Source organism: Paenibacillus sp. FSL P4-0081, assembly GCF_000758565.1.
Classification (GTDB): domain Bacteria; phylum Bacillota; class Bacilli; order Paenibacillales; family Paenibacillaceae; genus Paenibacillus_AQ; species Paenibacillus_AQ phytohabitans.
Map to the genome: position 1 here is coordinate 3,325,803 of NZ_CP009280.1, position 14,447 is coordinate 3,340,249.

General features: G+C 51.2%; 13 protein-coding genes. 9 read left to right on the top strand and 4 right to left on the bottom strand.

What is annotated here, in order from left to right; translation table 11 throughout:
- Positions 1-91 precede the first annotated feature (91 nt).
- The 5 genes from P40081_RS13805 (at position 92) to P40081_RS13825 (ending at position 5,072) form a co-directional block, all read left to right on the top strand.
- On the top strand, positions 92-988 hold the full coding sequence (locus tag P40081_RS13805) for a carbohydrate ABC transporter permease (protein WP_042136182.1): 897 nt from the start codon (positions 92-94) through the stop codon (positions 986-988).
- Positions 981-1,805: a carbohydrate ABC transporter permease gene (locus P40081_RS13810; RefSeq protein ID WP_042136184.1), complete on the top strand. Its 825-nt coding sequence runs from the start codon at positions 981-983 to the stop codon at positions 1,803-1,805. The genes P40081_RS13805 and P40081_RS13810 overlap by 8 nt, the downstream gene beginning before the upstream one ends.
- Positions 1,806-2,588: 783 nt before the next feature.
- Positions 2,589-3,416: a stalk domain-containing protein gene (locus P40081_RS36385; protein ID WP_052421815.1), complete on the top strand. Its 828-nt coding sequence runs from the start codon at positions 2,589-2,591 to the stop codon at positions 3,414-3,416.
- A gap of 24 nt (positions 3,417-3,440) precedes the next feature.
- Positions 3,441-4,517: a DUF1835 domain-containing protein gene (locus tag P40081_RS13820; protein WP_231575350.1), complete on the top strand. Its 1,077-nt coding sequence runs from the start codon at positions 3,441-3,443 to the stop codon at positions 4,515-4,517.
- A gap of 63 nt (positions 4,518-4,580) precedes the next feature.
- Positions 4,581-5,072 (top strand): DinB family protein, encoded by a 492-nt coding sequence (locus P40081_RS13825; RefSeq protein WP_042136186.1) that lies wholly within the window; start codon positions 4,581-4,583, stop codon positions 5,070-5,072.
- Positions 5,073-5,187: 115 nt separating this feature from the next.
- On the opposite strand, the gene P40081_RS13830 is transcribed toward P40081_RS13825, so the two are convergent.
- Positions 5,188-6,864 carry an ABC transporter substrate-binding protein gene (locus P40081_RS13830; protein ID WP_042136189.1) on the bottom strand — a complete coding sequence of 559 codons (1,677 nt, stop codon included), beginning with the start codon at positions 6,862-6,864 and terminating at the stop codon, positions 5,188-5,190.
- 114 nt (positions 6,865-6,978) lie between these two features.
- Here P40081_RS13830 and P40081_RS13835 point away from each other — a divergent pair, with 114 nt between their 5' ends.
- The 4 genes from P40081_RS13835 (at position 6,979) to P40081_RS13850 (ending at position 12,309) form a co-directional block, all read left to right on the top strand.
- The gene (locus tag P40081_RS13835; RefSeq protein ID WP_052422187.1) at positions 6,979-8,511 is read left to right on the top strand and encodes a DUF4153 domain-containing protein; all 1,533 of its coding nucleotides are present in this window, start codon (positions 6,979-6,981) and stop codon (positions 8,509-8,511) included.
- A 1-nt stretch (position 8,512) separates the two neighbouring features.
- Complete coding sequence (locus P40081_RS13840; RefSeq protein ID WP_042136192.1) at positions 8,513-9,046, top strand: hypothetical protein; 534 nt, start codon at positions 8,513-8,515, stop codon at positions 9,044-9,046.
- A gap of 81 nt (positions 9,047-9,127) precedes the next feature.
- Entirely contained in the window at positions 9,128-9,826 is a 699-nt protein-coding gene (locus tag P40081_RS13845; RefSeq protein WP_042136194.1) for a Crp/Fnr family transcriptional regulator, read from the top strand.
- A 776-nt stretch (positions 9,827-10,602) separates the two neighbouring features.
- Entirely contained in the window at positions 10,603-12,309 is a 1,707-nt protein-coding gene (locus P40081_RS13850) for a methyl-accepting chemotaxis protein (RefSeq protein ID WP_081969945.1), read from the top strand.
- A 158-nt stretch (positions 12,310-12,467) separates the two neighbouring features.
- Here P40081_RS13850 and P40081_RS39340 read toward each other — a convergent pair whose 3' ends face one another.
- The 3 genes from P40081_RS39340 to P40081_RS13860 are packed head-to-tail and all read right to left on the bottom strand — an operon-like array spanning position 12,468 to position 14,353.
- Entirely contained in the window at positions 12,468-12,758 is a 291-nt protein-coding gene (locus tag P40081_RS39340; protein ID WP_231575351.1) for a hypothetical protein, read from the bottom strand.
- 1 nt (position 12,759) lies between these two features.
- The gene (locus tag P40081_RS39345) at positions 12,760-13,224 is read right to left on the bottom strand and encodes a creatininase family protein (protein ID WP_231575352.1); all 465 of its coding nucleotides are present in this window, start codon (positions 13,222-13,224) and stop codon (positions 12,760-12,762) included.
- Between the two features lie 46 nt (positions 13,225-13,270).
- Complete coding sequence (locus tag P40081_RS13860; protein WP_042136197.1) at positions 13,271-14,353, bottom strand: nucleotidyltransferase domain-containing protein; 1,083 nt, start codon at positions 14,351-14,353, stop codon at positions 13,271-13,273.
- Between the last annotated feature and the right edge of the window lie 94 nt (positions 14,354-14,447).

Sequence of the window (14,447 nt, forward strand, 5' to 3'; positions counted from 1 at the left end):
TTATCCTTATCTTTCTCGCTGAAACGGTACCGTCCAAAAAAAGGACGGCAAAGCCGTTTCTACTTGAATACCATGAAGGGGCTGGGCCGATGTGAAAAAAACAAATGCGAGCGTGAGTATCCGTACCAAAAGCGTATTGACCGGATGGTCCTTCGTCCTGCTTGCGGTCATTCTGATCTTCGTCTTCTATTTCTACCCGATGCTCCAGGCGCTGATTCTGTCGTTCCAGACAGGCACCGGCAGCAATCTTACCTTCACCGGATTCGATAACTATACACGGCTGCTCTCAGACAAAACATTCCTTACTTCCGTGAAGAACACCTTCATCTATCTGCTGGTTCAAGTGCCGCTGATGATTGTACTGGCGCTGTTTATCTCAGTGCTGCTGAATGACAGCAAGCTGAAATTCAAAGGGTTTTTCCGGACGGCAATCTTCCTGCCTTGTGTAACCTCGCTGGTTGCCTATTCGGTAGTGTTCAAGTATTTGTTCGCCGGCAACGGGCTGGTGAATACCATGCTGCTGAAGCTGCATCTGGTCAGTGTCCCGATTGAATGGATCACCGATCCGTTCTGGGCCAAAATTACGATTATTATCGCAATCACCTGGCGCTGGACGGGCTACAATATGATTTTTTATCTGTCCGCCCTGCAAAATATTGATAGCTCCATCTACGAGGCCGCCAGAATTGATGGGGCTTCGGCGTCACGGCAGTTCTTCGGAATTACTGTCCCGCTGCTGAAGCCGATCATCCTGTTTACCTCGATCACATCCACCATCGGTACCCTGCAGCTGTTCGATGAGGTCATGAATATTACGAAGGGCGGTCCGGGAAATGCAACACAGACGATCTCCCAGTACATTTATAATTTGTCGTTCAAATATTCAGCGGACTTCGGCTATGCAGCCACTGTATCGTATTCCATCGTGATTATGATTGCGCTGCTGTCGGTCATCCAGTTCAAAGTGGCAGGTGATAAAAATGGCTAAGAGCAAACGTTTCTTCATGTATCTGTTCCTAAGCATCGCGGCCATTGTCTCGATTTTCCCGTTCTTATGGATGGTGGTCAGCTCCACGAACAAGTCGGTTGACGTCACCCGCGGACGGCTGCTGCCCGGAACACATCTGCTGGATAATTTCCAGAAGCTGCTGGACACCACAGACCTGCAGTTATCCCTGATCAATTCTGCTAAAATCTCGATAACCACCACCCTGCTGGCGCTGCTGATTGCCTCGCTGGCCGGTTATGGCTTCGAAGTCTTCCGCAGCCGCTCGAAGGATATTGTGTTCAACATCCTGCTGCTGTCGATGATGATTCCGTTCGCCGCGCTGATGATTCCGCTGTACCGGATGTTCGGCAAGATCTCGAATGTGTTCCCGTGGATGGGCATTGATACGATGACTTCGGTCATCCTGCCTACGGTCACGACGGCATTCCTGATCTTCTTCTTCCGGCAGAGCACGAAGATGTTCCCGAAGGAGCTGCTGGAGGCCGGACGGATGGATGGGCTCAGCGAGCTGGGCATCTTCCTGCGTATCTATCTGCCCACCATGAAAACGACATACGCCGCCGGGGCAATCATCACATTCATGTCGAGCTGGAATAATTATCTCTGGCCGCTGATCGTGCTGCAGACCCCGCAGACGAAGACGATGCCACTCCTGATCTCAACTCTCGGTTCGGGCTACGCCCCGGACTACGGCATGATTATGATCGCGATTGTGATCGGCACGATCCCGACGGCGCTGGTGTTCTTTGTGATGCAGAAGCAGTTTGTGGCTGGGATGATCGGGTCGGTGAAATGAATTGAAATAGAACCTTCCTATTATTGGGAGTAGTCTTGGCTGCAGAGATAGTTTGGACTTCCAGCCGCTGTTATATTTGAATTTCCTGATTTAAGCCGCATTGGTTGCGGTAGAAATTCAAATCTAAAGGCGGACGCTACCGCTCCTACAGTTCCAAACATCTCTTCCGCCACTCTTCCCAATTGGGAAAGACTCAAGTTCAATTGATTGATGGGGTGTGGGCAAGGAAGGGCAAGTGATCAGCGAAAGAGGCAAGCAGCAGGAAGGATGCTGCTTGCCTCTTTCGCTTGCTTATTTTACTAGACGAGGGTTAAATTAGGGGGGGAGGGATAAGATGAGTTGCTAAACTGCGGACATTCAACCCGAATTTGGCGGCTGGAGCGGTGTTCGCTCAAGCGGAATTCAGCAATAGTTGTATTCTGTACAATTAAAAACAGTGAAAAGGTAGACTCGCCTCTTTTAACTGTAGTTTGTACAACTAAATTTGCTTGAATGGGTGAGAACCCATATACATGGACTCTTTAGTTGTACGAAATACAACTAAACGGAGAATCGTTTGTAAATCAGACGTTTTAGTTGTACAAAGTGCAGTTAAGCGTAACGGAGGTGTACCGTAATCGGGTCACGGCAACCCTCAGCAGGCGATTTACCAAGGTTTTGTCATTAGGTTTAACCTGATACGGGTACTAGTTTAATCGTTGCATGCGTTAACTTAACAAGAGCCGCAGTAGCGGGAGCGCTACATTATTTCAACCGGAGCAGAATGAGAGGATGATTTATACTATGAAGCAGACAAAGAAGCTACTGGCGGGGCTGCTGGCAGCGGGAATGAGCTTGGCGTTATTAATAGGGGGTAGTGCGGGGAAGGTGCAGGCCGCAGCCAAGGAATATCCGGTGCTGCTCAAGATCAACGATTATTATGTGGTCTATACGGCACCGAAGGCGCCTTATGTGGATTCACAGGGACGAATGATGATTCCATTGCGCTCGATCAGCGAGCTGCTCGGGGCGAAGGTCAGCTACGATGCCAAAAGTAAAACGGCTACAATCGGGATGGATGATGTAACAGTTATGTTCACGATTAGGTCGAAGTCTGTTTCGGTTAACGGGGTTGCCCGCTCCATGGATACGATTCCGGTATTGGAGCAAAATTCGATGTTCATCCCGGTCAGTGTACTGGCGGGCAGTTTGGGCATCGTGAGTAAATGGGATCAGAGTAATCATCTCTATACATTGACAGGGGACACTCTGATGCAGACGGATATTATTAAATTAGCGATAGAGGATTTGGAGAGAAGCGCCTTTGGAGCACCGCCGGGGGCGATTATCAGCAACGATGCTTTCCGTCCTGTCTCGTACACGTATGACGAGGTAAAGGGCAGCTTTACTGTCAAGTCGCAGAATATAACCGGACATGATATTCCGGCAGGAGCAGCGGATGTGGCAGCATATGTGGTGTTCAAAGATTCAGTCCAGTTCCCGGTGCAGAAACGGGAAAGACCGGCTGTCGGGAAGGACGGGTTCACCTTGGTTACCGCTCAGAAGCAATCGCCCTATCCCCCGCTTTATTTGCTTGTCAAAGGGAGGCTGCTTGACCGCTCCCCCATATAATTACCTGAACAAAGGTGGAATCAGATGATGAAAGATATGCAGGAAATCGTAAACGCTGTTAGCGGCTTGAAGGAAGATGAAGTACACTTGTATTTCATGCGGATTCTGGCGCAGATCAAGCGGTTAAAGGAACAGAGTGAGCGGCTTGAAGCACCGCTTGATGAACATATCGCCGGACCGGTTGCCAGCCTGCTGGGATACTACACCAGTCTGATGGATACTCCCAAAAAGCGGGAATTCTGGGACCCCTCACCTGATTGTACCCATGTGCATATCGTGTGCGGTGATTCCTTCGCCGGAGGCATGAAGCAAGCGTTGACAGGGCTAGGCTGGACAGACTCGCACAAGCTTGTTACACTGCGGGAGAATTATGCCATAGGTCCGCTGGGCCAGCTGGATTCGCCGGAGGGAAGGAAGGCCCGGAGTGAATGGTTCTTCCAGAATATCGTGGGATACACTACCGCTTCTGATGAGTGCGAAGAAATGTATTCGGAGCTTATGGATAAGCTGGAGCAGATTCCTGAACAGGCTCAGGTCGTGATCTGGACCAGCGGTAATGCTAATGAGCAGACCGGGCTGCGTCTTGCTGTTCATCTGCTGGGGAGCAGACAGAGCGGGATTGTGGTATGTGATGCCTGTGCAACTTGTGAAGAGCTGTACAACACTCCGGATGCCTCCATCAAATACCGTAGTTCCGGTGAGATTCCGGCCGATAAGCTTCGGGAGGCGCTGCTGCGCATTCAGGACGGCAACAGGCTTACTGCTGCGGATATCACGCGGCTGGACCTGGAGTGGCAGAACATCTCAGAACAGTCCCGGGTATTGCGGATATGGCAAGAGGATGCTGTGCTTGAGGTGCCGGCTGATTATTATGACAGCTACCTGCTGGAGAAGCTGGACTACCTGAAGCCGCCTTCCGGAGATGACGGATTCCTGAAATCAGCCCGGTTAGTTGGAGAGGCGCTGGGATATTGCGACCAGTGTATCGGGGACTCTTTTTTCGAATATAGGGTAAGAGAACTGATCTATAGCGGTATCCTGGAGATTAAGGGCGTTCCGACAGCGCTGAGATTCTACAGTGTCAGACGGAGAGCAAACTGAACATGGAAACAGTACGTTGAATGCCGGAAATTCAAAATTACATTACAATTCAGGAGGCAGCCTATGCAAACATTATTCCGTTATAACTGGATGGTCCGCGAGGAATGGTACAAATGGTGTGAGGAGCTGCCGGAGGAAGAACTGCTGAAGGAACGGACCGGCGGAATGGGCGGAATCCTGAAGACGCTGGTTCATATTATCGATGTGGAATTGAGCTGGATCCGGGATATGGAGGGGAAGCCTGATTTTCGGGCAGATTTCCCGGAATATAACACGCTGCAGAAGATCAGGGAGCTGGATGCAAGGTTCCGGCCGGAGGTAGAGCAGTTCGTGCTGGCGTGGCATGAGGGGCTGGAGCAGAACATACTGAAGGATGAGCGGGCGGATGGACGGGTAATTGAGGATGCCTGGGGTGAGATTATGCGCCATATTATCGCTCATGAGATTCATCATTCCGGCCAGCTCTCTGTATGGTCCAGGGAGCTGGGCAGGAAGCCGGTATCCGCCAATCTGGTGGGCAGAGGGCTTGCGGGCAGTTTGCCCGGCAGAGAATAAAGGGTGCGTTTAGTCCTCTTTCAGACTTGATTTTACACTGCCAGCAGGCATGAACAAGATACAAATCTGAGTGTTGAAAAGGCCGCATCCAAGGCGGGCGAAGCTTAGATTAGCTTTACAGCTCCGGCGGAAACCAAAGGTGACGCAGATCCACCCAGCCCTGGCTGTTGAAGGTAACGCCACGGACAGAGGGCAGATAAGCCGTCTCGGCAGGCTTCTCGTACAGGATGTGCAGCTGATGATCCCGGGTCAGGCTGTCCTCGATAATCCTGAAGCCCTCTGTCCGGGCAGCGGCGTCAGGCTCCCGGGAGATCATATGCAGTCTGCCTTCAATGTCGGCGCGGGTGCGCGGCTCAATATGCTGCGATAGTGTCAGATACAGATCGTACAGCCGCAGCTGTTCATCCTGATCACGGAGCAGAGAGAAGACAATCAGATCCGATTGCAGGCGGATCGGTCCCTTGAATTCCTCCGGGGATACGGAGACCACCTTACAGGCATATCCGTGCTGCTTCAGCCTTGCTGCAATGTATTCAGCGTCCCCGGCATACTGCGGAATGGTGGCAATCTGCAGTGCTGCCGCCGGAAGACCGGCTGAATGCGTGAAAGGTTCACGGGGAGCTTCATGCAGACAGGACAGAATATCGGCACGGAGAAGGGGATCGCTTAGCGGTCCCTTTTTTTTGGTGTTGCAGGTGACGAATTTGCGTACCGAGGATTCGGAATGAATCTTGCTCAGGGAGCCGGTACCTGCTGCCTGCGGATTCGGAATGACATGGAAGCCCGAACCTGTCTCGGAGGGGCCCGGCGCAAGCCCCCAGGGTACATAGATGATTTCCACACGGTCCAGATGAGCCCGCCCCTGAAAATAATAAGGGAACACCTCCAGCACGCAAGTATCCTCGCTCATCTCCACTACCTTGAAAGGCCCCGTTCCCGCAGGTCTTCGTCCAAATACATTCTCACCGATGGACTGCAGGTCACGGGGGACGATCGCCGCCCGGCTGGTGCAGAGGAACGGGAGGAAGAGCTCGTTCGGCTTCTTCAGCAGAATGCGGACGGTGGAGGCATTCAGTGCTCTAACTTCCTGGATTTCCTTGAAAATATAGCTGTACAGCGTCCGCTGTGAGGTAGACATCATCCGTTCAAATGAGTAGACTACGTCCTCGGCGGTCAGTACCTTGCCGTGATGGAACAGGACTTCTTTGCGAAGATGGAAGGTCCACGCGGTACGGGCTTCGTCGGTCTCCCAGGCATGGGCCAGACCGGGGATCACTTTGCCGCGTTCGCCGCTGCGGCCGACCAGACCGTCGAAGACATGGCTGGAAACAAAAGACTCTGCCAGCAGATTCATATACAGCGGATCGAAGGTATGCAGCTGCTGCGTGACCGGCAGCCGTAGCGTATCAATCCGCTTGTCGCTCTGCATCTCGGCATGATGCCCGAAGTAAGCCAGCAGCCAGCCCTGGAGTGTATCCTGCAGGGCGGAGGTGCGCGCATGTCCGCGGATTCCCTCCAGAGCGCTGCTGATATCCTTGCTGCTGATGGCCTGCATCATGGATTCCAGGGCAATATCCTCGGAGGCTGCGAGGAACACCAGCTTGGAGCGCCGCCCCCGTCCCCGGCTGGGCGTCCAGGTGATCCAGTTCATTTCTACCATTTTGCGGATCACATGCAGTGCATTGCGGTGGGTACAGCCGAGGGTCAAGGCCAGCTCATCGAGAGTAACAAGGACCTCTGCCGGGCCTCCATGATGCGAATGCAGCTTCAGAAATTGACTGTGTAGCTTCATTTATAGGGTTCTCCTTTCACAAAATAGGAAATTAATAATAATATATTTCTCTTTTTCTTCTTATTTTATCAGCTAGAATCAGGGTAGGAAAGTAAAAAGATGGAGGAATTTACCATGGACAATCAAACCGTATCCAAACCGGGGTTTGCGCGCGTTGTTTTGTTGGCCGCGTTTCTGCTTGCGCTTGTGCATCAGTACCTGTTCTACGGCAAGATGCCCGGAATCTCTTACCCGATTTTTGTAGTGCTGTTCTACGCCTTTATGCTCCATTTCGGCAAGGAGAAGCTGCGTAAGCACAACTGGTTCAGCTATATGTGGATGGGTTCGGTCTTACTCTTGTCGCTGACGTACGCACTGTTTGGCAACTGGTTTTTCTTCGGGCTTAATTTTCTTGTCATTCCGGCGCTGATTCTATTACATATGACTTATATGTTCAGTTACCGCCTGCCCGCCTGGAGCGGCTTCGGGCTGATCGGAGCGGCTTTGGAGCATTTCTTCCCCCAGAGCCTGCGCCACTGGAATACTGCAGTGAAACTGTTACGCCGCAGACAGGGCGGAGTGTCTAATGAACGCAAGCAGGTTCTGATCCGTGTGGTGATCGGGCTGCTGATTTCCCTTCCGCTGCTGCTCATCGTCACCTCGCTTCTCTCCACGGCGGATGGGGTATTCAACCGGCTGCTGTCAGAGCTCCCGGGTTACTTTGATAATATCTCCTTTGGCGAATGGATCAGCAGGGCGTTGTGGATTATTCTGCTTGGACTCGGGATGTTCGGCTTTGTGTGGGGATTCATTGACAGTAAGTCCTATATCCGGACCTATCCGCCGAGCGGGCTGGATGCTCTGACAGAGCAGGATGTGACCGAACCGGAAGAGGAAAGCATCGGCGTTGATGATCCCATCATCATTACTACAGTTCTGGCGGTAATCAATGCCGTATACATGCTGTTTGTGAGCGTGCAATTCTCGTATTTGTTCGGGGCCTGGGAAGGCATTCTGCCGGATGGCAAGACGTATGCGGATTATGCGCGGAGCGGATTCTTTGAGCTGATTCTGGTGACAGCGATCAATTTCGCTATTCTGCTGCTCTCCTTGCTGGCGGTGCGCAAAGCAGGCGGCGGGCTGAAGCGGGTAATTCAGATTCTGCTCTATATTCTGGTTTTGTGCTCCATGGTCATGCTCTACTCTGCATACTCCCGGCTGACATTGTATGAAGAAGCGTATGGTTATACCTATATCCGCTTCCTGGTGCATGCCTTCATGATCTTCCTCGGGCTGCTGCTTGTTCTGGCTGCGGTGCGGATCAGCCGGGCAGAATTCCCATTGCTTAAGTGTTACATCGTGCTCGGTTTGTTGTCTTATGTGCTGATGAACTATATCGGGATGGATCATATTATCGCCAGGCAGAATATTCAGCGGTACGCCGCAAGCGGCACCCTGGATGCCAATTATCTGGCCGGACTGTCCGCGGATGTGGTTCCGGAGCTGATTGAGTTCAGCAGGCAGGAGAAAGGTATTCTTGACGAAGCGCTGCACAGGCGGTTGTCTGACCGGTCAGACCCGCTGAAGAGCTGGCCATCCTTCAATCTAGCTAAATTCCAGGAGCGTAGGGAACTGGAACAATATTTTGAGAAGGGCGTTGCACACTAATATGGGGATAAAACGGATAGTATTTATTCTGATTGCTGTGATCATTGCGGGTTTCGGTGTCTATCAGTTCTCGGCATATTCCGAAAAGCTGACGTCTTCCACAGACCTTGCCCGCGAAGCGATCGGCGGTGTGAACCTGCATGACAATATTAATGACAGTCATCTGCTTAAGCAGTTAGGCAGCCCGTTAAGTAAAGAGGATAATGAGCTGTATGATTACTATCATTGGGAGGACGGTCTTGTCACTGCCTCAGTTCATTCCGGCCCGGATGAAGGAATGATCAAGCGGATCATGATCACCGCCACGGATAATAACCGTTCGGATGATCCGCTCCATACAGCCTTAGGCATCGGACTCGGAGACAGCAAACAAAGTGTGCTTGACCTGTATGGAAGCAAGTATTACAAAAGCAATGAGCAGACCGCAGATATTATCGGATACATTGATCACAAACAAGGGGTAACTTTGGAATTCTGGTGTTCTCCGGATGCAACTGTAGCTGAAATCCGCCTGGACGACGCCGATATGAAGTAAGGCCGGTTAGCCCTTTGCCCTGGAGCTGTGGTACAGTTTGAACATAAGCTTGACTTTACACGGCGGGAGAGGAAGAACGGCATGAATTCGATAGTAAATCCGGAGGCGGTACGCAGTCTTGCGGAGCAGAATAATCTTACGGCAATGTTCAGCAGCGGCGCAATTGCCCAGATGGAGCTTCGGCGCTACAGCGACGGGGAAGCAGTGTGTTCGGTGGGCGACCGGCTGGAGAGCATGTTCATTCTGGTGCAGGGCAAGCTGAAGATTCATACGCTGCTGCCTAACGGCAAATCAATGCTGGTCCGGTTCGCCAGGCCGATGTCGGTGATCGGGGATGTGGAGCTGCTGCGCCAGTATCCGGTCAAGAATGAGGTGGTATCGGTGGGGGACAGCCTGCTGCTGGTGGCCGGAAGAAAGCTGCTGCTAAAAGAGTTCGAAGACAATACGGCGCTGCTGCGCTTCCTCGTCGGGGAGCTGAGCCATAAGCTGTATACGCTGGGCCAGACCTCGGCCATGAATGTGCTGTATCCGGTGGAGAACCGCTTCGCCAGCTACCTGATGTCACTCTTCTCGGACAACACCGGCGCTCAGCGCGTGGAGGAGATCCGCACCTCCAGCCTGACAGAGACTGCCGATCTGCTGGGGACAAGCTACCGTCATCTGAACCGGGTGGTGCGCCGCCTGATCGAAGAAGGGATCATTGAACGCAGGCGCGGCCGGCTAATTGTGCTGGATGAAGAGAGGCTCGCCATGCTTGCGAACGGGAATTTGTACGAATGAATCTAAGTGAACTCTAGCGAGACTGAGCAAACCTGGGTGAATGACAGCAACCTACTTACATAGCTATAGAAGTTTAACGCATAGAGTACTCTTCCAGAAAACCGTCATTTCCTGCCTTTGGCCGGGGGGGCGGTTTTTTTGTGTTGTTTATGCAAAAAGGGTGATTTTGCTCTTGCATCAGGAATCCCGCTGAATCCCCCGGAAGCCGGGCCAAAGGAGAGCCAATGTATGCGAAAAACCGAATACAATGTGCTGCCATGGAGGTAATCGGGCCAATGTATGCGAAAAACCGAACACAATGTGCTGCCATGGAGGTAACCGGGCCAAATGTATGCGAAAAACCGAACACAATGTGCTGCCATGGAGGTAACCGGGCCAAATGTATGCGAAAAACCGAATACAATGTGCTGCCATGGAGGTAATCGGGCCAATGTATGCGAAAAACCGAATACAATGGGCTGCTATGGAGGTATGTTACTGTAATTCACGATTCTTATATTTGCCGCAATCTCCTGCTGAAACATACATTGCCTTAGAGCCGGATCAGCTGCTTCTGCATTGTTTCAGCGAATGCTCAGCTCCATTTCAGATTGGTTTAAGGATTGGAACGTAAGATACAGGCATGAGGAAAAGATTAGCAACATGCTTAAGGAGGGACGGGCCAGCACCAGACGCATGGAGCGTGCATGCAGGTGGATACACGCAGGATACATAGTGTATAAGCCCCTAAGGGCAGGGGTTATGCAGTATAGCTTACATATGGAGTGGAGGAATTCATGATGTTCAACAGACTTAGAGGGATACGTGCCAAAATCATGTCGGGGTTCGCCGCCGTTATTATCGTGTTCATTATCGCAATCGCGGGCAGCACATTATTTCAGGGGAAGGTAACCATGCTTACGGAGCAGATCAACCGTAATTACAGCAAGCTGTCACTGGTGCAGGGGTTAACCGGTGATATCCGTACAGCAGATGGGCTGGCGGCGAGGTATGTCATGAGCAATACGGATGAGGAAAGAACGGCCAACCTGACTGCTTATGAAGCGATGATCCCGCAGATTACGGCGGCGGCGGAAGAACTGAAGGGTGCGGGCCTGAACGAAGCTGAGCTTGCGGGAATTACGAATCTGGAGAGTGAATGGGACAATTATCTGGCCGTACTGGAGGAAGCTTTTGCCTTAGCCAAAGACGGGAATTTCCCGGAAGCCCAGAAGTCGTTCACGACGCTCTCTCTGGATACCATTATCGATTCACAGCTTGTATTTGAGAATATGCTGCATGAAGAGATTGCGAAGGAGCAGAGTCAGGCGGCTACCCACCGCAGCTCGTCTATGGTTACGAGTATGGGAGTCACGGGACTATCTGTCCTGCTGGCTGCGCTGATCGCGTTCGTGATGTCAGCACGGATTCTGAAGCCGCTGAGTAATGTGAACAAGCAGCTCAAAGAGATTGCAGACGGCGATGCCGATCTGACCCGCAAGCTGAGTGTGCGGACGAAGGATGAGATTGGTGATCTGGCCCTGAATTTCAATAAAATGACCGATAATCTGGCGGCGATGATCGGCCAGGTAAATGCTTCTGCGGCCGGCCTCGCCGCTTCTTCGGTCAAGCTGACCGCTGATAGCGGGATGACTGCTGAAGCGACTGAGAAGATTGCCGGGATTATGGGCGAAGTTGCCACCGGAACGGGCCGGCAGATGAATGATCTGCAGACCAACATGAATACGATTATTGAAATGTCAGCCGGGATTCAGCAGATTGCCTCCAGTGTGCAGGATATTTCTGAAGCTTCGCTGCGCTCTGCCGAATATGCGGTTGCCGGAGATCACTCCCTGCAGTCCGCCGGCCGTCAGATGGATTCCATCAACGAATCCATTCAGTCCCTCTCGCACCAGGTCATGGGCTTCGTGAAGCGGTCACAGGAAATTGGCAGCATTGTCGGAGTGATCAAGGGGATTGCCTCGGAGACGAATATGCTGGCGCTGAATGCGACGATCGAAGCGGCGCGGGCCGGAGAGCAGGGCAGAGGATTTGCGGTAGTGGCCGATCAGGTGCGCAGACTAGCCGAACAGTCAGCTGAATCCGCCAATCTGATTGCCGAGATGGCGGCCGGAATCCAGTCCGATGCCGACCATGCAGTGAAGGTGATGAAGAACAGCATGAACGAAGTGCAAAGCGGAACTAATATCATTGAAGAGGCCGGACATTCCTTCCATGAAATCCGCAGCTCGATTGATTCGCTGGCCGGACAGGTTCAGGAGGTATCCGGGGCCGTGGAAGAAATCACGGCGGCTACGGAGGAAATCGTAGACTCCATCCGCATGGTTACGCAGATTTCGGAGACTACTGCGGCGAATACGCAGCAGGTATCCACTGCCTCGCAGGAGCAGATGGCTTCGGTAGAACAAATTGCTTCATCTGCCAGCGCGCTGAGTATGCTGGCGCAAGGTTTGCAGGGTCTCGTGGCACGTTTCAACGTGTAGATTAACAGGCTTTCAGCTTATTTTCAGCTTGATCATGCAGAATAATTAAGAATTCTCTCCCAGAGAATATAACAAAGACCCTCGCCGGAAACGGCGGGGGTCTTTGCATTCAGCGGGTAGAAGCATTTATAATCATTCATGCCCGATGGACGAATATACTATTTCGCCATCTTTCTCCGGTAGGCTTCCTCAAGAATCTGAAGTAACCCTTCACTCCGTTTATGAATGAACGTCTCCCAGAACAGCCTGCCTTTCTCACTTAATTCTTGATCGGTGTAGCTGCCTTCTTCAAATTTCCCCCAGCAGCCATCTTCGGTAAGCTTGTCCCATCCCATATAGTCTGCATACAACCGGTTATCAGCAGGGATATTGGAGCCCATAGACTTCGTCTGGACAAGTTCAGGGCAGAGCCACATGGCAGTGCACACCGACAATAACCCGGCATGCATTTCATCTACCTCTTCCAAACCAGCTTGCGTCGCTGCTTCTGTCCAGGCATGAGGAGTGTTGTGATTTGGGGCAATCAAAAGAAGCTCGGGGGTACTTGTAATTGATATGCTTAACAAAGGCCGCTTCCCAGTACGCTCCACCATGTCCATTGCATACTACAAACTTGGTAAATCCCTGTCTTGCTAAATTCATAATAATATCTTCTAACATTGCAGTTAAAATATTCGGGCTGACCGTTACCGTTCCCTTACAGTTGGCATGCTCTTCTGAAGTGTTAAACGGGAGGGTAGGCAGAACGTAGGCATTTAATGCTTTTCCATAGGATTCAGCGTACAACTCTGCAATTAATGTATCCAAATGCATGGGAAGAAAGGGTCCGAATTGCTCGGTTGCACCAACGGATATAATAACGGTATCAATTCCGCTGGCTGCAACTTCGGTCGTTGTATTTTTATAACTAAGCATAATAACCTCCTGATCATATGGCCATTTAATTATCCCGTAGAATTACCTAAACCTTCATATATTGTCTATACAGCTCCTCAAAGGTACTATAGCGTTCGACCGGCCGGCCGGTGCGGTTATATTCTTCCAGATATTCATCCATCGCCAGCAGGAACTGCTCCTTAAATCCATCAAGCTGATCCGCATCGAAGTGTTGCAGCAGATCAAACCTCCGGGTTCCCCGCGACTCTGTCATTTCATCCAGGAACTGCTGTGCCCCCATTGCGGTATAGAAAGCATAGGATTTGTCTTTCATTTCGCTGCTTGCAATAACCTTATGGCGGTAATTACACCATAGCTCTTCATAGGTGCCCGCCAGATTATCGTAGGCCGGTACAGGCTGGATTACATATTTTTGATACAAGGTATTGTACAGATCATGGATGCTTCTTAGAAGGGTATAGGTGGTGCTTCGTATGTCATCCATAGTCTTGGCATGAATCACATCCATATATATCGTTTCAAAATCCTCAGGAATATACCGGTAGGCGGCAATTTCCTCCAGATATCGCTTAAGCCCTCTTTTAAAATACGTATTATTCAAATTTGTCAGTGCATAGACCAGATTGTAGACTACCTCGCATGAAGCCAGCCTGACGGTTCCGAGATCCTCAGCAAGCATGGTATTCGCATACTCCTGCTTGGCACTGTCGATCCACTTCTTCGCTCTGCCGATGCATTCGCTCCCGATAGGCTTAGCTAAAGTGTCCAGCGCCCTCTGTCTGTACGCATTGAATTTCTCCATATATTCCGGTTTGGCACAATAGAGCACCTGCAAATCTATCAGACTGGAGGTCATCGGACTCTCAAGCGCAGCCTGCTCTTCAATCCGGGTCTCCCATGGAGTGCAATAGATATCGTATCCGACATCCCCCAGTATGAAGCAGGAAGAGATGCCCCAGCCCTGATGGTTGTTATTGATGATAATTAGATCCAGATCGCTTTTGTCATGGAAATCTCCGGTACGAAAAGAGCCCGTAAGCCCGATTATTGCAATCTCCTCCGGATAATCCCGCTTTGCCCGCTCAATCACCATGTTAATGAGTTTCTCGTTTTTAAGGAATAGTTCCTGTTGGTCAGCTTCATTCATGTGTAGTTCCCCCTTGGCCCGTGCCTTGTGTATCCATTGTATAGGCATCTTACCTGCGGGGGTATGCCGACTTTAATTAAGTTTAAACTCTCCC